Genomic DNA, 21,384 nt, shown 5'->3' with positions numbered 1-21,384 from the left:
CCACCCACCGCCTGTCACTTCTCCAGCGGCCAGAGCCACGCCGCGCCGCGCACGCCGCTGGAGTCCCCATGCACCGCCTTGCGGATCGGCGTCTCAAACTCGCCGCCGAACACCCAGGGTTTAACCAGCTGCGGCACCGTTTTATACAGCCGCTCGACGTTGCTCATCCCTCCGCCAAGCACGATAACGTCAGGGTCGAGAATATTGACGATGTGGGCGAGAGATTTTGCCAGACGCGTTTCGTAACGGCTGACAGCCAGCTCCGCCAGCGGATCCTGCTGTTCAGCAAGGTGGATAATCTCGTTGCCTTTAAGCTTAGCGCCGCTCAGGCGCTGGTAGTCGCCGGCGAAACCGGTGCCGGAAACGAAGGTTTCAATACAGCCCTGCTTCCCGCAGTAGCACGGCACCTCCTGGCGATGGCGCAGTTCGTCTTCGTCCATCCACGGCAGCGGATTATGGCCCCACTCTCCCGCCGTGCCGTTGCCGCCAATCAGGCTGCGGCCGTTGATGGCGATGCCCGCGCCGCAGCCCGTGCCGATAATCACCGCAAAGACAATGCCCGCTCCAGCCGCCGCGCCGTCGGTCGCTTCGGACACGGCAAGGCAGTTCGCGTCGTTCGCCAGCCTGACTTCACGCTGCAGCGCAGCCGACAGATCCTTGTCGAACGGCTGGCCGTTGAGCCAGGTGGAGTTAGCATTTTTCACCACCCGGGTGTAGGGCGAAATGGAGCCTGGAATGCCAAGCCCCACGGTGCCGCGCTCGCCCGTCGCCTCTTCGGCAAGCCGCACCAGCTCAACGATGGTGCCGATGGTTTGCTGATAATCATTTTTGGGGGTGGGCAGGCGGTGGCGAAATAACTGTTTGCCATCGTCCGCAAGCGCAATCACCTCGGTTTTGGTGCCGCCTAAATCAATGCCTATACGCACGGAAATGTCCTCATTTGATTAGCATTATCAACACAATAGAAGTAAGGCGCCGTTTAGGCAATGAAACGCAGCGGCTGATTCGCTATCATGCCCGCTGCGTTTCACTGACCTGACCGGGAAAAAATCATGCTGTGGTTCAAAAATTTAATGGTTTACCGTTTAAGCCGCGACATCACGCTTTCAGCGGATGAAATGGAAAAACAGCTGGCCCGCCTTCACGTTCAGCCCTTGCGGAAGCCAGGATATGGCAAAAACCGGCTGGGTGCCACCGATGGGCTCGCACAGTGATGCATTAACCCATGCCAGTAACGGGCAGATTGTGATTTGCGCCCGTAAAGAGGAAAAAATCCTCCCCTCGCCGGTTATCAAGCAGGCCCTGGAAGCGAAGATTAGCAAGCTGGAGGCCGATCAGGGCCGCAAGCTGAAGAAAACCGAGAAAGATTCTCTCAAAGACGAAGTGCTGCACTCTTTACTGCCGCGCGCCTTCAGCCGTTTCAGCCAGACCATGATGTGGATTGATACCGTTAACGGTTTAATCATGGTGGACTGCGCGAGCGCCAAAAAAGCCGAAGATACCCTGGCGCTGCTGCGTAAAAGCCTGGGATCGCTGCCGGTGGTGCCGCTGGCGCTGGAAACGCCTATCGAGCTGACGCTGACCGAGTGGGTTCGTTCCGGCGACGTGCCGGCGGGCTTTGCCCTGATGGATGAAGCCGAGCTGAAAGCCATTCTGGAAGGCGGCGGCGTGATCCGCTGCAAGCAGCAGGATCTGGTGTGCGACGAGATCGCCACCCACATTGAAGCCGGGAAAGTGGTCACCAAACTGGCGCTCGACTGGCAGGAGCGTATTCAGCTGCTGGTGGCGGACGATGGCTCGATTAAGCGCCTGAAGTTTGCCGACGCGCTGCGCGAACAGAACGACGATATCGACCGCGAAGATTTCGGCCAGCGCTTTGATGCGGATTTCATTTTAATGACCGGCGAACTGGCGGCGTTGATTAAGAATCTGGTGGAAGCCTTGGGCGGAGAGGCGCAGCGTTAACAATAAAGCGGCGGGTGGCGCTTACGCTTGCCCGCCCTGCGAAGAGCTGTCGTAAGGTGGATGAGCACACGCGCTCGCCACCGGTACAGGATTATTTATCAGCCAGATAACGGCAAAGATAGGACGTTGGTTCCGCCACCTGCAGATGGAATTCGCTGTGGCCCGGCACGTTGAAAACTTCGCCCGCGCCGTAGGTTTTCCACTCGGTTTCCCCCGGCAGCAGCACGTGCAGCGCCCCGCTTACCACAGTCATCTCTTCAGGTTGCGCGGTGCCGAAAGTATATTCCCCTTCCGCCATTACCCCGACGCTTGCCCGGCCCGTGCTGCTGCTGGTAAAGCCAATGGATTTCACTTTGCCGGAGAAGTACTCATTACTTTGAAGCATGGACTGGTCCTTTTAAAAATATTCAGAAAAAACAATATAGGGGGCAAAGCTTGAACCTGTCACGCAAATTGTTGCCCGCCGTCAGGCAAGCAGCTCGGAGGCCAAACGCGCAACCAGCACGTTCGATAATAATACCGGCACATCAAGCGCCTTTTGCAGCATATCGCGGTGCTTTTGGTGATAGCCAAGGCAATCCAGCACCAGCACATCCGCGCCCTCGGCGAGTAATTTTTTCCCGGCGTTAAGCAAATCGTCTTCCGTTCCGTGTACCGGGTTAGCCAGCTCGTAAAAAGGCGGATGCTCCAGCTGCTGCCACTTTCTATGCTGCGCCTTCAGAAGCTCTGGGATCGGCAGGATAATGCCCACCTGATGTCCGTCGACAATGGAGGCGACCAGCGGGGGAATAATGCGCTCCGGCTCCAGCAGTATGCCGTTATGGGCGGCAAGGCCGGTGAAGCGCTCCGTGCTCATCAGCAGGATGACATCGTAATCCTGCTTATCCAGCAGCCCGATCACGCTTTGCAGCGCCTGCTCGACTTTTCTTTTGGCAACGTGCACAAGGGTTCTGTCGGCAAGCAGACTAATGATTTCTTCTTCACCCTGCTCAACGCCGAATTCCGCTATGACCTCTTCCCGGGACATGTCGCCCAGCAGCGTAACGTGCTTGATTTGGTCTACAGAAATATGCTCGGTTAACAACGGCAGAATTTCACTGACGGGAACGACACCGATGGTGAGAATGGCTAATGTTGGTTTCATCTTTCTTTCCGCCTCTGTCCCGTATCAGCCCTTTACGCGCTGATGGTTTTCCCACTCGTAGATGCTGGCCGCAGGGTCGCTTGATAAGCGCTCACAAAGCGTAGCAGCATATCGCGGGAGCATCGCTGGATACTTTAACGAAACGTCAACGACACCGCCGCATCACATTATCGTAATGAGTTTTTAACTTAAGGAAGGGTTAAAAAATGTGATAGCAGAACAAGCACGGGGCTATTTGAGAAAATTCTTGGCGGGTTTACGGCGTCCTTGCCTGTACGGATCAGGTTTTTTCCGGATCCTCATAACGCCGTTTTGCATCCAGCGCTTCCTGCTCGGACTCGTGTTCGCTGATAAGCGTATCCGGGTGCGGATGGTCGGCCCTGAGTTGATACCAGGTCACGGTTTGGGTTTGCGAACCTTTCTGCACTTCGACTATTCGCGCAACTCTTGGGTAGGGAGGTCTGCTCGCCATCGCTCTTCCTTCAGTCATGGATGAGCGTTAAGTATAGACAAAGATTAGCTTGCGCGGGCCATTTGCAAAGCAGCGAGTACCGCATCAACAACGGCATCCGGCGCGTGGGAGGCATCAATCACGTGGTGGGCCGCCTGGCGATACAGCGCTTCCCGGGCCGCCAGCACCTCGACAATTTCATCGGTGATCGGCTTGCCGGTTAAGGTAGGACGCTGCCCTTCCTCGGGGAAAGCTTCCAGCCGGTCCGCCAGGATCTGGGCCGGCGCGCGCAGATAGATAACCACGCCCTGCTCGCGCATAAACTGACGATTAGCTTCGGCCAGCACCATGCCGCCGCCGGTAGCAACGACGACGTTCGGCGAGGTGACGCTCTTAAGCGCCTGAGTCTCGCGAGCGCGAAAGCCGTCCCATCCTTCCTGCGCCACAATATCCGCCACGCTCATGCTGGTGGTGGTCAGCAGATAATTATCGGTATCGACAAAATCACGGTTCAGAGCCTGCGCTAACGCCACGCCTACCGTCGTTTTACCGCAGCCGCGTGCGCCGACCAGAAATATGGGTTGAGTCATCAGGGGCTAATCCTCAGCAGTAAGCCTGGGTGTCACAAACACATCCATTAACAACGCCTCCATCATACCAGCTAGCTAGTACAGAAGGCGAGTGTAAATAAATCGTTACAAATAAACATTTTCGCTACGTAAAATGCTAATAAGCCACTCACGGTAAGCCTTAAGCATGTAAAGGAAATTTACCAGCGCTGGCGTGCGCCACCTTACTTGAAAGCCGCGGTGAAAAACAACCCCACAGAAGCTGCGATTCAGTAACACAATTGCGTAAACCTTTACCGTCGCGCCATTTTACATGCTGCGATTCTGATCCAGACTGAATAGTGAGAACTCATGATGACAGAGGTATGAACCATGCAATCTGAAGAGCAGCGTCTGATTGACGGGCTTTTTGAGCGCCTGAAACGGGCCGAAGAGAACAGCTCTCCACGCGACGACGCCGCAGACCAGCTCATCCAGCAGCATCTGGCGAAGCTTCCCGGCGCGGCCTACTACATGGCGCAGACGATACTGATTCAGGAAGCCGCCATGAAGCAGCTTAATAGCCGTATTCAGGAGCTGGAAGGCCAGGTGGCGCAGCTACAGCACGCTTCCCGCCAGCAGCAAAGCAGCGGCGGATTTCTTGCCGGGCTATTCGGTGCCGGCTCTTCGCGCGTCGCGGATCCTATTCCCGGCGCGCAGCAGTACCAGAGCGTGCCGCCGGGCAGCTACAGCGCGCCGCAGGCAACACCGGGCTATGCCGCGCCCGCGCCGCGCGGCGGCGGCTTTATTGCCGGAGCGCTGCAAACGGCCGCGGGCGTAGCAGGCGGCGTCATTATGGCGGATATGCTGACCAGCATGTTCCATCACGCCCGGCCCGAAGAGATAGTGAACATTATCAACGAGCCTGCGCAGCCGGTTAATAACGCGCCGGTCAACGCGGTCGACGACTATAACCAGGCCGACGACAGCCAGTTCCTGAACCAGGATGCGGGCCTGCCGCAGGACAATACAAACGACTACGACGGTTTCGCTAACGATGATTTTGGCAACGACGACTTCGGCAACGACGATGACAGTCTGATTTAAGCTTTTTTCGCCCGCGCGGGCCGCCAGCAGCCATTTTTCCAGCTCATTGGCAAACTGCTGGCGGTCACGCTGGTTCAGGCTGTCCGGCCCGCCCGTCTGCACGCCGCTTGCCCGCAGGGTATCCATAAAATCACGCATGGTTAACCGCTCGCGAATCGTCGCCGGCGTATAGCGTTCGCCGCGCGGGTTTAGCGCCATCGCGCCTTTTTCAATGACGTCTGCGGCCAGCGGAATATCAGCGGTAACCACCAGATCCCCGCTTTCGCAGCGGCGTACGATTTCGTTATCGGCGACGTCGAATCCCGTCGCAACCTGCAGGCTACGAATAAAGCGTGAAGGCGGGGTTTTCAGCCCCTGATTGGCGACCAGGGTAACCATTATCTGCGCGCGTTCCGCGGCGCGGAACAGCACTTCCTTGATAACTTTCGGACACGCGTCGGCATCCACCCAAATTTGCATTACGACTCCTGATCTTCTGTGGGAATGATGGCGATCTTGCCGTTCTTTTCCAGAATGGCAAATTTTATCTGATCCACCCGCTCCAGCCCCTGATTTATTCGCGCGGAAGAGAGAATGTCATCAATGTCTATCCCCGCCTTGCGCATACGCTTTTCCAGCGGCTGGCCGTATTCCACGAGGATAAGCGGCGATCCGTCGATAAACAGCTCGATCTTCGGAAAGCGCTCCTTCATTTTCCCGAAGACGATATCCATAGCAATCAGCGTGATAATGGTTATTGCGGCGCCGGTAAACGAAAAATCATTCCCCAGCAGCGCCTGCTGGGTCGCCTCGCTGATGATCAGCAGCAAAATGAAATCAAACGAGGTCATTTCCAGCAGCGTGCGTCGTCCGGCGATTTTCAACACGATCATCAGCAGAATGTACATCCCAACCGCGCGCAGAACGTTATCCATAATTTTTCCTTAGGGGAGTACCCACTGGCTCAGGCTCACAGGCTCTGCGCCTTTAAGCCGGATGGTAGAGGTAAAATGCCCGGCAGACTGGGGCTGGACCGTCAGCCAAAGCGCCTGCTCTTTGCCCATATTCGCAGGCCAGGTGAGTATCATTTCATGGCGGCTGGCGTGGGTAAGCAAGGGCTGCGGCTGGAGGCTTTGAATCACAAAGTTATCCATAAAATCCTGCCCCAGCGTCAGCACCGCGGGCTGGCCGGTGGCGAACTTAACGCGCAGGGTGAAGCTCTCATCGCTTTTGGCGCGCATAATGCGCTGATGCTCGACGCTCAGGCTGCCCTCTGCGTTGCTCGTGGTCGTCTGGCTTAGCCAGCCGTCGGAAAATGCCCCCAGCATGGCAAGCAGCACCAGCGCCAGCAGGCCGCGGCTGCCCCACTTTTCCAGGCTCCACTCTCTGAGCTGCCACTTCATATCCTCTTGCACCGGATAAGTTCGACCGGTGTATTCATCAGGTACGCGTTTTGCCATGGGTTCCTCCCACCGTTTTGCTTAAGCGTAGCCGAATCGCTTAAAAGCGCGTTAAGCTATAGCCCATCAAACATCACGGTCCTGGAGATACGCAATGGACAAGAAAATAGGTTTTGTTGGCTGCGGCAACATGGGTAAAGCGATTCTGGGAGGCTTAATCTCCAGCGGGCAGGTGCAGCCCGGCAGCATCTGGGTTTACACCCCGTCGCCGGACAAAGTGGAAGCCCTGCGTCAGGAATTTGGCGTCAACCCGGCGCAAAGCGTCCAGGAAGTCGCGCAGATCGCCGATATCGTCTTTGGCGCGGTGAAGCCTAATGTGATGCTAAAAGTGCTGGGAGAGATTAGCTCCAGCCTTAACAAAGAAACGGTGGTTATCTCCATTGCCGCAGGCGTCACGCTCGACTCGCTGGCAACGGCGCTGGGCCACGACCGCAAAATCATCCGCGCCATGCCTAATACCCCCGCGCTGGTGAATGCCGGTATGACATCCATTACGCCGAACGCGCTGGTTAATCCGGAAGATATCGCCGATGCGCTAAATATTTTCCGCAGCTTCGGGCAGGGCCGAGGTGGTCAGCGAAGCGATGATCCATCCGGTCGTGGGCGTCAGCGGCTCTTCCCCGGCCTATGTGTTTATGTTTATCGAGGCGATGGCGGACGCCGCGGTGCTGGGCGGCATGCCGCGCAGTCAGGCCTATCAGTTCGCAGCCCAGGCGGTGATGGGCTCCGCGAAGATGGTGCTCGAAACCGGTAAACATCCGGGCGAGCTGAAGGACATGGTTTGTTCGCCGGGCGGCACCACCATCGAGGCGGTAAAGGTCCTGGAAGAAAAAGGCTTTCGCGCAGCGGTAATGGAAGCGATGGTGAAATGTATGGCGAAGTCAGAGCAGTTAGGCAAGTCATAATCTTTTGCGGGGCGGGCAAGCATCGCCCGCCGTCAATGGCGGATGGCGCTGCCTGTCCGTCTTACGCTGTTGCAGGCTTCTCCTTTTACAAAGCAAAATCCGTCAGGCTGCGGCTTCGATGCGCCCGCGGCCGGCGTTTTTTGCTTTGTAAAGCGCAAGGTCCGCGGCTTTCAGCCACTCACGGTAGCTGGTCATCCTGTGATCGAACTCGGCCACGCCCACGCTAACCTGCAGGGTGACCTGCGGCGCGCACGGCAGCCGGAATGAATCGAGATGTTCGCGAACCCGCATCATCGCCTGAATGGCGTTTTCCTGCGGCGTGCCGGACATGATCACGCCGAACTCATCGCCGCCGAACCGCCCCACCACGTCCGTAATGCGCAGGGTCAGCTGCAAATGCTCGGTGATCGCCACGATCGCCTCGTCGCCCACGTCGTGCCCAAAGGTGTCGTTGATAGCCTTAAAGTGATCGATATCGATCAGCAATAGCGTGGCGTTGCGCTGGTAACGCAGGCAGTTTTCATATTCCCCGTGCAGCAGATGCTCCCAGTGGCGGCGGTTGTACACGCCCGTCATGCCGTCGCGCGTGCTTAGCTGCATCAGGCGCCGCTTGTGCTCGGCGAGTTTTATTGCCGTCCGGTAGCTGACCAGCCCGTAATAAATGGGATAGATAATCAACAGCGGCAGGCAAATCCAGACCTGAGAAGGCATGGTTTCAAGATTTAGCGGAATATGTATCAGGCCAAGGGTTATCGCACAGGCGCAGACAAGCAGCCCAAGGCCGCTTAAAAACAGCTTTACGCCGCCGCAGCCCATGTTGTTCATGCTCATCAGGGCCACGATAAGCGCGGAAGGCAGCGCGTTTAAGCCCATCACCGCGATCCACACGCCGCCCATCAGGGAGTCCACCAGCAGGTTACGGATTTCCGCGCGGGCGGGATCGGTCGCCCGGTCGGCTATCTGCCAGGCAAGATGCGGCCAGATAAAGCCGTTGGCCACCAGCAGCAGCCACCACCAGCCGGAAAGGGGCTGCATCACCAGGACGGAAGCGACGCAGAAAAAACCTGTCGCAAGTCCGATGACGCGGGGCAGATAGACCCGTCGGGCAAAGCGCCGCGCTGAGCGATGCTTGTCTTCATTAAGGTGTGTCGGGCAGTCCATAGATCCCCTGGAAAACCATCTGCTGAAATCGTGTTCATCACTCATGATTATTAGGAAGATTCTGGCGCATTTGCCGTAATTATAGAGAGGGGATACAGGGGGCAAGTATGATTTTTCGGGTGAGCCGGCCGGCCGGCTCACCCGTTGGAACTAACCCGCCTGTTTTTTCAGGCAGTTACTGATAAATGTTTTACGCGCATCGCCGGACAGCGTTTGCCTGCCCGCCTGTGCGTTACACGCCTTCATTTTTTGCTGCTGCGGCGTGAGTCGTTTATCGCCGGGAGCGGACTCGCTGTTCTTCAGGCAGTTGCTCATGTATGTCTTGCGCTCGTCCCCTTTGAGGGTTTTAGCCGTGGCCTGCTGATTACAGGTCGTCATACGCTGCTGCTGCGGCGTCAAGGCTTTGTCCGCCGCAGCCGCCGAACCTGCTACAGAGCCTGCTACACCTGCCAGTAACAACATCACCAGGGTCATTTTCATAGCACCATCCTTCTTAATATGTGGCGCTTTAAGCCTGGCCTGCGCGGCTCAAAAAGGCTACTTACCGCGCTGAGAATTCACGGTAATGTAGCCTTCGCCACATTATTGCAGCTCCATCGCCGCCTTCATGGTGTAGAAGAGATCCGTCTGGTCGGTTAAGCCCACCACGTTCGCCGCATAAGGGCCGTAAGCGGCAATGCGCAGCTGCGTGCCGGTATGCTCCTGCGAATCGCCCTCCGCATTACCGTAGCTGATGGCCATAACCGAGCCGTCTTTGGTGTTCAGCGCCTGGGTGAGGCCCGGCGCCCGGGTGTCAGGGGCGACAATCTGGCTGGCGTGCGCGTGGTCGGCCGTCACAATAACCAGCGTATTGCCGTCCTGACGGGCAAACTCCAGCGCTTTTTGTACCGCTTCGTCCAGATCGACCGTTTCGCCGATCTGCCCGCAAGGGTTTGCGGCGTGATCCTGTTTATCAATGGATGCGCCCTCCACCTGCAGGAAGAAGCCTTTTTCGTTGCCTTTTAGCAGCTCGATAGCCTTGTCGGTCATCTGCGCAAGCGAAGGCACGCTGGCGTCGCGTTCAGGGTTCGGCGTGCAGGTGACGGCCGGTTTGTCTATGTTGCCGTGATAGCTGGCCTTAGGCCCCTGCCAGCGTACCGGCATGTTGCCCGGCGCGAACATGCCAATCAGCGGTTTTTGCTGGCTGGCTTCGCTAATGGCAGCCAGGCCGCTGGCGTTATCCACCCACTGATAACCGCGGATCTCAGCCTGTTCGCGCAGCGTTTTACCCTGCCATTCTCCCGCTTTTGCGGTTTCAGCGAAGGTGGCCCGCTCCGCCGCCTAAAGTCACGTCGGCGCGGGCATTAAGCAGCTGTTCGGTAATGGAGCCCTGGCCGCCGTTTTCCAGCGCGTTTACCGCGCACTGTTCGCTGGTCGCCGTCGGGCCGTAGCATTTACGGGAAATCACGTGCGAAATTAACGCCGCCGGCGTCGCATCCTGGATCTCCGCCGTGGAGACGTTGCCGGTGGCTTTACCTGCGGCTTTAGCCAGCTCCAGAATAGTGGCGTTCGCTTTACCGTTTACATCGACGCCCAGCGCGCCGTTGTAGGTTTTCACCCCGGTGCTCCAGGCCGTGGCCGAAGCCGCGGAGTCCGTGACGTAATCAGGCTTGCGGGATTTTTTATCCAGCGAATAATGTGTGTACTGGCCGGTCAGCGGCAGCGCGTCGATGCCTTTAAAGAAACCGCCCGCTCCTTCGGCGTAGTTACGCGCGGCGGTGATTTCGGAATCGCCCATGCCGTCGCCAATTAGCAGGATGACGTTTTTAGCAGGTTTATTGATTAACGAAGCGCGCAACGCTTCCGTGCGATCGCTATTAATACGGCGAGCGCCGCCGGGCTGGGTGATATCCCCCGCGGCGGCGCGAAAATCTAAAGGCGAAGAGGTATTTTCCGCGGCGGCTGCCGTTCCGCTTAGCAACAAAGGGAATAAGGTTAGAATAATTGCGCTCTGTTTCACTTTATTTTCTCCGTGTAATAACTACAGGCTTAAATAAAAACAGAGCAAACAATATAAATATTGCGTGACAGAAAAATGACGGTTTCAGCTACGCGGATGGGTCAGCAGCTTCTCTAAATATTGCTTTAGCAAAAGCGTGTCACGAGTAGACACTTCCCCCTTTGGGCGAGCGTCGTGCATAGCCCCCTCAATGCTGGTAATCAACGCCTGCTGTTCGCTTTGCTCCATACGGCGAAGCAGCGCGGTAACGACTATCTCCAGCGCCTCTATCTGTGCCACAAACTCTTTTGACTCTTCTTCCTTTTCAGCGAGTTTAACCAGTAACTCGGCAATAAGATTTTTCATAACGCATGTCCCTGAGGGTTTGAAACCTGACGGTAGCACTACGTTTAACGCATTCCTAGAGGGCAAAGGTATTATTTTTACAGGGCGGTTTAATATTGTGCGAGACCGCAAAAAATGCAGGCCTATTAGCCCTGCATAAAAGTTGACGCCGCCCCGCCAATTCCCTATTTCCTGCGGCCGGAATAATAAAGCGCGCGGCGGTTGCTTATTATCCGGGGAAAAGACGTATTAAAAATTCCAGTTACCCAGGCCCGCTTCCTTTAACTTTGCAGCTTCCGCTGTTCGTCCTGTTGACGCTTACGGCGCAGGGCCAGCCCTAATTGCCAGACGTTAATCAGCACCACCAGCGCGGTGGCCATAAATACCCAGCGGAATCCCGCCACGGCCGAAACGCCGGCGCCCATCAGCGGCCCAACCACGTTGCCCAGATACATAAACGACTGGTTATAACCAAATATCCGCCCGGTCACCTGGTCGCTGGAATATTTCACCAGCAGGGTTTGCACCGCGGGCAGCATGGCGCCATCGGCAAAGCCGAGCAGGAAGCGCAGCACCGCAAGCTGCATCGGCGAGGTGACCCACGACATAGCGAAAAACAGCGCTACGGAGAAGATAAGCGTCGCCATTAATACGCGCGCGGTGCCGATCCTGTCGCCAAGCTTGCCGAGCCTCGGCGCCGAAAACAGCGCCGAAATGCCCGGCACGGCGGCGATAAAGCCGCTCATAAAGGCGATATTGCTGCTGTCCGGGGAGAGATGCTTGATAAAAAGCGCAAGGATAGGACCAATCGAACCATTGCAAAGCTGAATGACCAGCGTGGTGATAAACAGGCTAAGCATCAGCCAGGGATAAGGTAAGGTGGCGAAAACCGCCTTTCCCGACAGCCGTCCGGCCTTGCTGACCTGCGGGCGCACGCCTTCTTTTATCAGCAATAGCGTCACCGTAAAGCTGACCATCAGCAGGGCCGCCGTGACGAAAAAAACCATCCGCAGGCCGAGGTGGTCGGCCATATAGCCTCCCAGCAGCGGCCCCACGATAACCCCGCTGATTTGCGCGGTGGAGAGCGTACTGAGCGCCCAGCCGCTGCGCTCACGCGGCACCTGCGAGGCCACCAGAGCCATAGCGTTAGGAATATAGCCGGACGTCAGCCCCATCACGGCGCGCAGAATAAAAAGCTGCCAGACGCTGGTGGCGAAGGCCTGCAGGAGAATCGCCACCGCCATGCCCAGCGACGCACGCAGCAGCATCAGCTTGCGCCCTTTGCGGTCGGCGAGGCTGCCCCACATCGGCGAAACAATGGCGGAAACCAGGAAGGTGATGCTGAAGGTCAGCCCGGACCACATCGACAGCGCCTGATGAGAGGTGACGCCAAGCTGCTCCACGTAAAGCGGCAGAAACGGAAGAATTTGGCTGATGGCAAGGCCGGTAAAAAAGCAGCCGAACCACACCGAGATAATGTTGACCTTCCAGGATTCCATACTGTGCGCTTAGTAAGTGAGGTAAAACAAAAAGAAGCGGAATGCCGACAAGTTTATCATACAAAATCAGCTCACCGACACAGGCCGTAGCCGCGCATCCCCAGATGAAAGTGGTTGGCATGCGCCGCGTTGTAATCAGGTCCCAGCGCGTTGCCGAAAAATGGACAGCCGTTTTCAAAGACCGAATGCAGGTAGTCGCTGCCCTTTCCGTCAGCGTGCCAGCCTTTTAACACGCTGACCTGCTGCCCGTTGGCGAAGCCAAAACCGCTGACGTCCAGCGCGTCGGCCGTCGCGTGTTCGCTAAGGCGCGCGTTCTGGCGATGATAGATATTGCGGCAGGCGTAGCTGCCCAGATGATTGACGAGGGTTAACCTGCTGCCAAAGACGGTCTGCGACTGCGGCAACGCGCGCTGATGGACAAACATCGTGCTGCTCAGCGCCAGAGGACAGCTGGCCAGAAAGCTGCTGCTGAGCCTGACTTCGCCAAAACTCTGCACTCTTACCGCATCGGTTAAAGGACAGTCGCCGCTCGTCTGCGCCACGCTGCGAAAGCTCAGCTGCTTGCGTTCCTGCGCCTGCTTTAGCAGCGCAAGGCAGGCCTCGGGGTGGTTTGCCATCTGGCGCAGCTTGTAGCGGGTGACCAGCGTCGGCGGATCGTCGATGGACAGGGGCGCAAAGGGATTGTACTGCGCAGGAAGATGCTGATAAATCCACAACGCCGCCACCGCCGTTACGGCTAAGCCAATCACCGTGGTCACTCCTTTCGCCATTCCGCGGCCCTTATTTGTTTATGGAATAATCAGTATAGAAGTTGAGAGCTTTTAAGCGCGACGAAGCACATGAATCCACGTTATGAGCGTGGTATGTTGTCCGCCTTCGTAATGATTAAGGATGGGTTCAGGCATGGCAAAACTGCGGGTTGGTATCGTGTTTGGTGGAAAATCGGCGGAACACGAGGTGTCGCTGCAGTCGGCAAAAAATATCGTCGACGCCATTGATAAATCAAAGTTCGACGTGGTGCTGCTGGGCATTGATAAACAGGGCCAGTGGCATGTCAACGACGCTTCCGGCTACCTGCTGCACGCGGAAAACCCGGCGCTGATTGCCCTGAACCGCTCCGAGAAAAACGTCGCGCTGGTGCCGGGGCCAGACCCGCCAACAGCTGATTGAAGCCCGCGGCGCCCGGCCGCTCGATCAGCTGGACGTGATTTTCCCTATCGTGCACGGCACGCTTGGCGAAGACGGTTCGCTTCAGGGCATGCTGCGGGTGGCAAACCTGCCGTTCGTGGGCTCCGGCGTGCTGGGCTCGGCGGTGAGCATGGACAAAGACGTGACCAAACGCCTGCTGCGCGACGCCGGGCTGAACGTCGCGCCCTTTATCACCCTGACCCGCGCCAGCCGCAGCAAAATCAGCTTTGCCGAAGTGGAAAAGCAGCTCGGCCTGCCGCTGTTTATCAAACCCGCAAACCAGGGCTCTTCCGTTGGCGTAAGCAAGGTGAACAACGCACAGCAGTATGAAACCGCCGTCGCGCTCGCCTTCGAATTCGATCACAAAGTGGTGGTGGAAACGGGCATCAAAGGCCGCGAAATTGAATGCGCCGTGCTGGGCAACGACGACCCGCAGGCCAGCACCTGTGGCGAAGTGGTGGTCAACAGCGACTTCTACTCTTACGACACCAAATACATCGACGACAAAGGCGCGCAGGTTGTGGTTCCGGCAAGCCTTGCCACCGATATCAACGATAAAATTCGCGACATCGCGGTGCGCGCATACCAAACGCTTGAGTGCAGCGGCATGGCGCGCGTAGACGTATTCCTGACGGAAGATAATGAAGTTATTATCAATGAAATCAACACGCTGCCGGGCTTTACCAATATCAGCATGTATCCAAAGCTCTGGCAGGCAAGCGGGCTGGATTATCAGACGCTTATCACCCGCCTGATCGAGCTTGCGCTCGAGCGCCATCAGCAGGACAGCGCTCTGAAAAGTTCGATTACCGCTTAAGCTACTCTTTGGCCGCGCCCGGTTCTTCAGGCTCCGGGCGACGGCGAATCACCAGCCCCGCAAGCCAGAAGCATATTACCCAGGTCACCAGCCCCACCGCATAGCTTTGCCAGCCTTCGGTTTTAAAGCCCAGCAGGCCAATCACCCCGTTAAGAATGAAAATCAGCCCGATCGCCACGGCGTAATAGTGCCAGTCGCGACGCATTTTTAAGCTCAGGGTTTTCGCAGTCATGGTGCCGTCCATCAGGATAAAAAAGTTATCGCATTGTCGCACAGGCCGCGAAGGGAAGCCGCACGTTAATAGACGTCAATCGGCATAATGTTACAAAAATTTCATTTAAGTTACGAAATTGTGATTTGACGCAAAAAATGCAACTCCAGGAGGATTCCGGCGCGGAAATTACCAACAATCTGATATTGACAAAGCTTATGACCTGCCAAACTTGCTGCAATTATCGGGCGGAAACCTGATTGGCGTTTCGGTTCCATGGGAGGTCATATGACTGATATCACTTTGTCGAAACACGTTGTCCCCGCAACGATTACCGTTTCCACAAACAAAACAGGCGGCGCGACGCTCAGCAATATCGCCTATGCGGTGTTTATCCTGTTTTGCTTCTGGGTCGGCAGCCAGATCCTGAACCTGGTGGTTCACGCCCCCGGCGTGCTGGAACATCTGGCGCAGGGCAACGACGCGACTCGCCCGCGCATCGAAATGGGGCTGGCCGTCAGCACCGTGTTCGGGCTTGTGCCCTTCCTGCTGGGCTGCCTGTTCCTTGGCATCATCGGCCTTGCGGTAAAATTTCGCCACCGTCACTATTATTAAGTATTAAGCCCTCCGCGGAGGGCTTTGCTTCTAGCGCTTCATGCACGCTGCACGTCTTTCATCCACCCTTTTAGCAAACCACGCGGTGGTCAGATTACGCGTGATTTTCGGGCTCTCGAGCGTAATCCCCGGCAGCATTTCTCGCGGCAGTTTCTTCCCGGCTTTCTTGTCAGCCAAAGCATAAACCTGCTCGTACAGATCGGTCTTTTCAAAGTCTAGGCTGTCGCCTTTTTGCAGCGCGCGGTGAATCTGGCTTTCGCTCATATCCAGCCTGCTCGCCAGTTTTCTTACCGCCAGCTCCGTGCTGCCCGGCTTGTCGGTGTTATAGAGAATCAAATCGCCGTCCAGCGCCAGCTTCACGCCCGCGGCCTTGCTTACCGCGTTCTGGAAGGCGGCGTTACGGCTGGCGTACCAGCCCGCGTTGAAGTCGGCAAAACGGTAAAGCGGCTGGGTATAGCTGGCCGGATAGTTCAGCAGATGGTAGGTGCCAAACCACAGCCCGCCGCGACGCGTAAATACCTCCTGGCGCACCGTGCCTTCCATCTTCCACGGATAGCCCGCGCGGTGCTGTTCGGCAAAGGCGATGCTGACCTGCATCGGGCCGCCGGTGTGTACCGGGTTGAGATTGCCGAACAGCGTCTGCCCCATCGGCACCATATCGATAAAATCGTCAAATATCGCGCTTAGCTGCCCTTCGGTTTTGACGTTGTCCAGCCGTTCGCTGTAGCTCTTGCCGTTTGGCGATTTAATCAGCAGCGCGGTGCGCACCAGAAACGCCGGGATATGGAGCCTCTCAGCGCGGCGATCGATCTCTTTCCAGGCGATTTTACTCAGGCCGGGCACCGCCGGGTCGGCCACCAGATTCGACTCCTGCTGGGCAACCGCCAGCACCGAACAGATATTTTCTTCGCTTGGGGCGATATTCTGGCTCTTAAACGTCGTGGCCAGATCCTTTGCCCAGCCGCCGCGGTCCTGCACGCCCGCCGGGATTTTCTGCCTCGCTACCGTTTCGACATCGACCGGCTTTGCGGTTGCGGAAACCGGCGCGTTAGATTTAGTGGTACAGCCGGCGAGAAGCAGCATCGCTCCCAGGCCAAGGGCGAAAATTCCATGCTGTCGATTTAGCGTTGCAGTAGTCATAACGTTCCGTTGTGATGGTTTTGTAAAGCAAGGTGAATATAAGCGAGCGCCGCCCCCTGGGTTTCATCCCGGCGGCTCAACAATAGCAGCTCCGCGACAAAGCTTTTATCGGATATTGGACGATAAACCAGATGAGGAATGGCGACGTGGGTAAACGAATCGGGGAGCAGGACTACGCCCTGGCCGGAAGCGGCTATTGCAAGGGCGCCGAGCGTGCTGCTCGCATATTGCATTTCCGCGCCCTCGTTATCCCATTGCCGATGCATCCGCCTGAGCGCGTCATCCCCTACGCCTTCGGCGAACACCACCAGCGGAAACTTCGCCAGCATCGCCAGGGACACCGCCTGGCTGCCGGCCAGTGGATGGCTTTCCGCGAGGGCGAAGATCATCGGCCACTCGCCGATTTTAGCCGCGTCAATGCGCGGCGGAAGCTCGCCTGCGGGCGGCGAATAGGCGATATCGATCTGCCCATGCCCCAGCGCCTCTATCAGCGCCTTTGGGGCCAGCTCCCGCAGCTGTATTTCCACTTCGGGCGCCCGCAGGCGAAAGGCGCGCACGTGCTCCATAAGCCTGCCGGAAAGCACCGCATTGCCGGCAAAGCCAATGCGTACGCACCCCGTCTCGCCACGCAGGGCGCGCTGTACTATGGTTTTACTGTGCCCGGCCTGCTCAAGGGTGCGCTTTGCTTCCGCAAGCAGCAGCCTGCCCGCCTCGGTTAGCTCCACCTTCCGGCTGGTGCGGGTAAACAGCGCTCCTCCCAGCTCCTCTTCCAGCGCGCGGATCTGCATGCTCAGCGCGGGCTGCACGATGTTGAGCAGCTTCGCGGCCTGGCCGAAGTGGCCGCATTCGGCAACGGCCACAAAATAGCGTAAATGCCGTAATTCCATAACGGGACTCATCAGTAATAGTGATTGATTAATCATATCAATATATTTGAGCTATCACTATTTCGGGAACAAAATGTGGACCTACACCACAGGAGCCAACCATGAACACAAGCTATCTTGAAGACCGCCTCGCTATTAACGATTTAATGAACGGCTGGATGCACCGGGATCTGTCCGAGTGGGACGAGCTGGGCAAACTTTTTCATCCGGAAGGCACTATCGAAGTGACCTGGTTTGAAGGGCTGGCAAGCGAGTTTATTAAGGGGTCGATACGCATGGGCGGATCGGATATCGGCACCAAGCATCTGATTGGCACTCCGGTGGTCGCTTTTAACAGCGCGCGGGACAAGGCGATCTGCGAAACCAACGCCATGATTATCGGCCAGAACAGCAAGCTGGAGCTGGGCGCAACCTGCCACAACCGCTTTTACGACATGCTGGAAAAACGCGACGGCGTATGGCGTATCCTGCGCCGCCAGGTGGTCTATGATTTCGGCGCGTTCGACTTCCCGTTTGGCGCGGTCGAAATCGATAAGGAAGCGGCGAAGCGCTATCCCGCAGCCTATGCGCCGCTGGCGTACCTGCTTGAAAAATCAGGCTTCCCGGTTCAGCGCGTCTTCGCCACTAAAGGATCGGCGCTGGAAGCGGACATGAAGGCGCAGGCGCAGCGCTGGCTCGCCGCCTGACAAAACGTGCGCTTTTCTTGACATAACGTTGACAATTAAATGCCTGGTCAGTAGTTTCATTTGTAATTACTGACCAGGCAAATATCATGAGCAACAATCCGGGTATTATCGACAACAGGTTTCACCTTGGTTTGCTAATCCATCTGGCGAACCAGTTTAAAGATCAGCTTATCAGCCACTATTTTTCGGGGGCCGATATCACCCCGCCCCAGTTCAAAGTGTTGATTAGCATCTATAAAGGCTTCACCAGCCCGGTTGAGATCAGTAAAAATCTGGTGATGGACGCCGGGGCGATGAGCCGCATGGTGGATCGCATGGTTAAGCGCGATCTGATTATGCGCAGCCCGAATCCACACGATAAACGCCAGGTGATCCTGGCGCTCACTGATAAAGGCCTGGCCATTTGCGATCGCTTTCAGAACGAGGCGCTCTCCTCGATCCTGGGCAATCTCACCGCACGACTCACCCCTGATGAATCCCGTTTACTGGTAGAGCTGATTACAAAAATGCTGCCGGACGAGATTGTCGCTCCTCATCGCTAACGTCTTTAAAGGTCGCCAAGAAGATGGAAACCACCTCTACTGAACAAGTACAGCGCGGCAGCAAGCGCAAACGTAACTTCATTATTTTGCTTATTATTCTGGTGCTTGCCGCAGCGGGATGCCTCGCCTGGTATCTGCTGTATGCCCGCTACTACGAATCCACTGACGATGCCTATGTCAGCGGCAACCAGGTGACGCTCACGCCGCAGATCGCCGGGACGGTGACGCAGGTAACCGTGGACGAAGGCGATTACGTGCAAAAAGGCCAGCCGCTGGTGCTGCTCGATCCGAGCGAGACCGAAATCGCCCTGCAGCAGGCCGAGGGCCGACCTGGCCAACACAGTTCGCCAGGTGCGCGGGCTGTACAGCACCGCCGATAACTATCGCGCCCAGGTGGAGGCCAAACGGGTCGCCCTGCAAACGGCGCAAAGCGATTACGCGCGCCGTCAGAAAATCTTCGCAACCGGCGCTATCGCCGCGGAAGATCTCTCCCATTACCGCGATGCGGTCACCAGCGCGCAAAGCGATTTAGCGGCGGCCCAGCAGGCGTTAAGCACCAATACCGCTATGGTGGACGACACGGTCATCGACAGCCATCCGGAAATTAAAAGCGCCGTCGCCACGCTGCGCAGCCGCTATCTGGAAAACTCGCGCAGCACCATCGTCGCTCCGGTGAGCGGCTACGTCGCCAAACGTGCCGTACAGCTCGGCATGCGCGTGGATTCGGGCACTACGCTGCTGGCTATCGTGCCTCTTAACGAAGTGTGGGTTGACGCCAACTTTAAAGAGAGCCAGATGAAAGCCATGCGCCTGGGACAAAAAGTGACGCTCAGCGCGGATCTCTACGGCGACGATGTGGCATACCAGGGCACCATCGAAAGCCTTGGGATCGGCACCGGCAGCGCCTTCTCTTTGCTGCCCGCGCAGAACGCCAGCGGCAACTGGATCAAAATCGTTCAGCGCCTGCCGGTACGCATCAGGCTCGACCCGCATGACATGCAAAAACAACCGCTGCGCATCGGCCTGTCGATGAACGCCCGCGTGGATATCCGCAACGTCGAGGGTCATCTGCTGCCGCAGCAGACGGTTAGCGCTCCGCGTTTCACGACGGACGTCTACCAGAACCCGCTGACCGAGGCGGACAAGCTGGTGGCGCAAATCCTTCATGACAACAGCAAACCGGCGGCCGTAAAAGCCCGTTAAGAGAGACGTGATGCAAGATAAGGCGGCGTTTACGCCCCCCAGCCTGTGGCTTGCGACGCTCGCGCTGTCGCTTGCGACCTTTATGCAGGTGCTGGACTCCACCATCGCAAACGTTGCGCTGCCGACTATCGCCGGCAACCTGGGCGTCAGCGCGGACCAGGGCACCTGGGTTATCACCTCGTTCGCGGTGTGTAACGCCATCGCCCTGCCGCTTACCGGCTGGTTTACGCGGCGCTTTGGGCAGCTCAAGCTGTTTGTCGGTTCGGTGGCGATGTTTACCCTCACCTCCTTCCTGTGCGGTTTCGCCCACAGCATGACGGAGCTGATTATCTTCCGCGCGCTGCAGGGCTTTTTTGCCGGCCCCATGTTCCCCATGTGCCAGACGCTGCTGCTGGTTATCTTCCCGTCCAGCAAGCGCAGCATGGCGCTGGCGCTGTTATCGATGGTGACCGTGGTCGCGCCCATCGTCGGGCCTATTACCGGCGGCTGGATAACCGATAACTACTCCTGGCCGTGGATTTTCTATATCAACGTGCCGATAGGGATCTTCGCGGCGCTCGTCGTCTGGGCGCAGCTGCGCGAACGCGAAGAGACAACGACCCACGCGCCAATCGACTACATCGGCATCGCGCTTCTGGTGCTTGGCGTTGGGCTGCTGCAGGTGGTGCTGGACAAGGGCAACGATCTTGACTGGTTCTCCTCGACGGAAATTATCGTCATGTCGACGATCTCCGCTATTTCGCTGGTGTCTTTCGTAATCTGGGAGCTGGGGGAACGCCACCCTATCGTCAACCTGCGGTTATTTATGGATCGCAACTTCGCGGTGGGCACAACGGCGCTGACGCTGGGCTACGCGGCGTTCTTTGCCATCAATATTATCCTGCCGCAGTGGCTGCAAACGCAGATGGGCTATACGGCGATTTGGGCCGGGCTTGCCGCGGCGCCCATGGGCGTGCTGCCGCTGATGATGACGCCCGTTATCGGGCGCTACGCCGGCAAGTTCGACCTGCGGATCCTCGCCTCGCTGTCGTTCCTGACGATGGGCGCATCCTGCCTTATTCGCGCGCAGTTTAATACCGACGTGGATTTCCGCACCATTGCCGAAGTGCAGCTGTTTATGGGCATCGGCGTGGCCTTCTTCTTTATGCCGGTCACCACTATCGTGCTGTCGAACCTGAACGGCGCGCAGGTGGCGGAAGGCTCGGGGCTGGCCACCTTCTTCCGCGTGCTGGGCGGCTCTTTTGCCTCGTCGCTCACCACCTGGATTTGGTCGCGTCGCGAGGTTTATCACCACGCGAACCTGACGGAAAGCGTCTCGGCCTACAATCCGTCGGCGCTGGACTATCTGCATAAAGCAGGCGGCGCCACGCAGCAGCATATGGCGGCCATAGACAAAACCATCGAGCAGCAGGCCTACATGATGTCGACCATCGACTACTTCTGGATTTTAGGCTGGGGGTTTATGGCGCTGATGGTGGTTATCTGGTTCGCCCGCCCGCCGTTTATACGCTCAGGCGCGCCTGGCGCCCCGTCCGCGGGGCATTAAGAAAAAA

The 21,384-nt window shown here is 57.3% G+C and carries 20 protein-coding genes and 6 pseudogenes; 9 read left to right on the top strand and 17 right to left on the bottom strand.

Going from position 1 to position 21,384, the window contains the following annotated elements:
• Nucleotides 1–14: 14 nt before the first annotated feature.
• Nucleotides 15–926 (bottom strand): fructokinase, encoded by a 912-nt coding sequence (gene mak / locus WLO32_RS04595; protein WP_435947346.1) that lies wholly within the window; start codon nt 924–926, stop codon nt 15–17.
• Nucleotides 927–1,052: 126 nt separating this feature from the next.
• Between mak and rdgC the strand changes: the two are divergent.
• Nucleotides 1,053–1,965: pseudogene (gene rdgC / locus WLO32_RS04590) on the top strand (recombination-associated protein RdgC).
• 91 nt (nt 1,966–2,056) lie between these two features.
• Here rdgC and ppnP read toward each other — a convergent pair.
• The 4 genes from ppnP to aroL all read right to left on the bottom strand — a co-directional run bounded on the left by ppnP (nt 2,057) and on the right by aroL (nt 4,150).
• The gene (ppnP, locus tag WLO32_RS04585; RefSeq protein WP_121265280.1) at nt 2,057–2,350 is read right to left on the bottom strand and encodes a pyrimidine/purine nucleoside phosphorylase; all 294 of its coding nucleotides are present in this window, start codon (nt 2,348–2,350) and stop codon (nt 2,057–2,059) included.
• Nucleotides 2,351–2,431: 81 nt separating this feature from the next.
• The gene (locus WLO32_RS04580; RefSeq protein ID WP_435947345.1) at nt 2,432–3,109 is read right to left on the bottom strand and encodes an AroM family protein; all 678 of its coding nucleotides are present in this window, start codon (nt 3,107–3,109) and stop codon (nt 2,432–2,434) included.
• Between the two features lie 280 nt (nt 3,110–3,389).
• Nucleotides 3,390–3,581: a YaiA family protein gene (locus WLO32_RS04575; RefSeq protein ID WP_121265276.1), complete on the bottom strand. Its 192-nt coding sequence runs from the start codon at nt 3,579–3,581 to the stop codon at nt 3,390–3,392.
• A gap of 44 nt (nt 3,582–3,625) precedes the next feature.
• On the bottom strand, nt 3,626–4,150 hold the full coding sequence (gene aroL, locus WLO32_RS04570) for a shikimate kinase AroL (RefSeq protein WP_435947344.1): 525 nt from the start codon (nt 4,148–4,150) through the stop codon (nt 3,626–3,628).
• Nucleotides 4,151–4,501: 351 nt separating this feature from the next.
• Between aroL and WLO32_RS04565 the strand changes: the two genes are divergently transcribed.
• Complete coding sequence (locus WLO32_RS04565) at nt 4,502–5,215, top strand: DUF2076 domain-containing protein (protein WP_435947343.1); 714 nt, start codon at nt 4,502–4,504, stop codon at nt 5,213–5,215.
• A gap of 15 nt (nt 5,216–5,230) precedes the next feature.
• Here the strand turns inward: WLO32_RS04565 and WLO32_RS04560 are convergent.
• From WLO32_RS04560 to WLO32_RS04550, 3 genes and pseudogenes are all read right to left on the bottom strand, one after another.
• Nucleotides 5,231–5,674 (bottom strand): annotated as a pseudogene (locus WLO32_RS04560) (YaiI/YqxD family protein); the annotation flags it as partial.
• The gene (locus tag WLO32_RS04555; RefSeq protein WP_435947342.1) at nt 5,674–6,129 is read right to left on the bottom strand and encodes a DUF421 domain-containing protein; all 456 of its coding nucleotides are present in this window, start codon (nt 6,127–6,129) and stop codon (nt 5,674–5,676) included. The pseudogene WLO32_RS04560 and the gene WLO32_RS04555, both read right to left, overlap by 1 nt.
• 9 nt (nt 6,130–6,138) lie before the next feature.
• Nucleotides 6,139–6,654 carry a hypothetical protein gene (locus tag WLO32_RS04550; protein WP_435947341.1) on the bottom strand — a complete coding sequence of 172 codons (516 nt, stop codon included), beginning with the start codon at nt 6,652–6,654 and terminating at the stop codon, nt 6,139–6,141.
• A 94-nt stretch (nt 6,655–6,748) separates the two neighbouring features.
• Between WLO32_RS04550 and proC the strand changes: the two are divergent.
• Nucleotides 6,749–7,559: pseudogene (gene proC / locus WLO32_RS04545) on the top strand (pyrroline-5-carboxylate reductase).
• A gap of 102 nt (nt 7,560–7,661) precedes the next feature.
• On the opposite strand, the gene adrA reads toward proC, so the two are convergent.
• The 6 genes and pseudogenes from adrA to WLO32_RS04515 all read right to left on the bottom strand — a co-directional run bounded on the left by adrA (nt 7,662) and on the right by WLO32_RS04515 (nt 13,312).
• Nucleotides 7,662–8,780, bottom strand: a complete 1,119-nt coding sequence (gene adrA, locus WLO32_RS04540) for a diguanylate cyclase AdrA (RefSeq protein WP_435948243.1) — start codon at nt 8,778–8,780, stop codon at nt 7,662–7,664.
• A 90-nt stretch (nt 8,781–8,870) separates the two neighbouring features.
• Nucleotides 8,871–9,200 (bottom strand): PsiF family protein, encoded by a 330-nt coding sequence (locus WLO32_RS04535; protein WP_435947340.1) that lies wholly within the window; start codon nt 9,198–9,200, stop codon nt 8,871–8,873.
• Between the two features lie 102 nt (nt 9,201–9,302).
• Nucleotides 9,303–10,719, bottom strand: a pseudogene (phoA, locus tag WLO32_RS04530) (alkaline phosphatase).
• A gap of 84 nt (nt 10,720–10,803) precedes the next feature.
• On the bottom strand, nt 10,804–11,064 hold the full coding sequence (iraP, locus tag WLO32_RS04525; RefSeq protein WP_121265260.1) for an anti-adapter protein IraP: 261 nt from the start codon (nt 11,062–11,064) through the stop codon (nt 10,804–10,806).
• A 260-nt stretch (nt 11,065–11,324) separates the two neighbouring features.
• Nucleotides 11,325–12,542 carry a multidrug efflux MFS transporter gene (locus tag WLO32_RS04520; protein WP_435947339.1) on the bottom strand — a complete coding sequence of 406 codons (1,218 nt, stop codon included), beginning with the start codon at nt 12,540–12,542 and terminating at the stop codon, nt 11,325–11,327.
• Between the two features lie 71 nt (nt 12,543–12,613).
• Nucleotides 12,614–13,312, bottom strand: coding sequence for an extensin-like domain-containing protein (locus WLO32_RS04515; protein ID WP_435947338.1), 699 nt, complete (start codon nt 13,310–13,312; stop codon nt 12,614–12,616).
• A 133-nt stretch (nt 13,313–13,445) separates the two neighbouring features.
• On the opposite strand from WLO32_RS04515, the pseudogene ddlA reads away from it, so the two are divergent.
• Nucleotides 13,446–14,547, top strand: a pseudogene (gene ddlA, locus WLO32_RS04510) (D-alanine--D-alanine ligase).
• 1 nt (nt 14,548) lies between these two features.
• On the opposite strand, the gene WLO32_RS04505 reads toward ddlA, so the two are convergent.
• Nucleotides 14,549–14,779 (bottom strand): DUF2754 family protein, encoded by a 231-nt coding sequence (locus tag WLO32_RS04505; protein ID WP_435947337.1) that lies wholly within the window; start codon nt 14,777–14,779, stop codon nt 14,549–14,551.
• Between the two features lie 267 nt (nt 14,780–15,046).
• Here WLO32_RS04505 and WLO32_RS04500 point away from each other — a divergent pair, with 267 nt between their 5' ends.
• Nucleotides 15,047–15,373, top strand: coding sequence for a DUF2755 family protein (locus WLO32_RS04500; protein WP_121265250.1), 327 nt, complete (start codon nt 15,047–15,049; stop codon nt 15,371–15,373).
• 30 nt (nt 15,374–15,403) lie between these two features.
• Here WLO32_RS04500 and WLO32_RS04495 read toward each other — a convergent pair whose 3' ends face one another.
• Both WLO32_RS04495 and WLO32_RS04490 read right to left on the bottom strand, forming a co-directional pair.
• Nucleotides 15,404–16,513, bottom strand: coding sequence for a DUF1615 domain-containing protein (locus tag WLO32_RS04495; protein WP_435947336.1), 1,110 nt, complete (start codon nt 16,511–16,513; stop codon nt 15,404–15,406).
• Nucleotides 16,510–17,400 carry a LysR family transcriptional regulator gene (locus WLO32_RS04490; protein WP_435947335.1) on the bottom strand — a complete coding sequence of 297 codons (891 nt, stop codon included), beginning with the start codon at nt 17,398–17,400 and terminating at the stop codon, nt 16,510–16,512. The genes WLO32_RS04495 and WLO32_RS04490 overlap by 4 nt, the downstream gene beginning before the upstream one ends.
• A 101-nt stretch (nt 17,401–17,501) precedes the next feature.
• Here WLO32_RS04490 and WLO32_RS04485 point away from each other — a divergent pair, with 101 nt between their 5' ends.
• The 4 genes and pseudogenes from WLO32_RS04485 to WLO32_RS04470 all read left to right on the top strand — a co-directional run bounded on the left by WLO32_RS04485 (nt 17,502) and on the right by WLO32_RS04470 (nt 21,377).
• The gene (locus WLO32_RS04485) at nt 17,502–18,086 is read left to right on the top strand and encodes a nuclear transport factor 2 family protein (RefSeq protein ID WP_435947334.1); all 585 of its coding nucleotides are present in this window, start codon (nt 17,502–17,504) and stop codon (nt 18,084–18,086) included.
• Nucleotides 18,087–18,172: 86 nt separating this feature from the next.
• Nucleotides 18,173–18,628 carry a MarR family transcriptional regulator gene (locus WLO32_RS04480; RefSeq protein WP_435947333.1) on the top strand — a complete coding sequence of 152 codons (456 nt, stop codon included), beginning with the start codon at nt 18,173–18,175 and terminating at the stop codon, nt 18,626–18,628.
• Nucleotides 18,629–18,651: 23 nt separating this feature from the next.
• A pseudogene (locus WLO32_RS04475) lies at nt 18,652–19,831 on the top strand (efflux RND transporter periplasmic adaptor subunit).
• Nucleotides 19,832–19,841: 10 nt separating this feature from the next.
• The gene (locus WLO32_RS04470; protein WP_435947332.1) at nt 19,842–21,377 is read left to right on the top strand and encodes a DHA2 family efflux MFS transporter permease subunit; all 1,536 of its coding nucleotides are present in this window, start codon (nt 19,842–19,844) and stop codon (nt 21,375–21,377) included.
• The last annotated feature ends 7 nt before the right edge of the window (nt 21,378–21,384 follow it).

The organism is Dryocola mayonis (genome assembly GCF_051307045.1).
GTDB lineage: Bacteria > Pseudomonadota > Gammaproteobacteria > Enterobacterales > Enterobacteriaceae > Dryocola.
The sequence above is the reverse complement of the archived record's forward strand: the minus strand, read 5'-3'. Positions and strand labels throughout refer to the sequence as shown.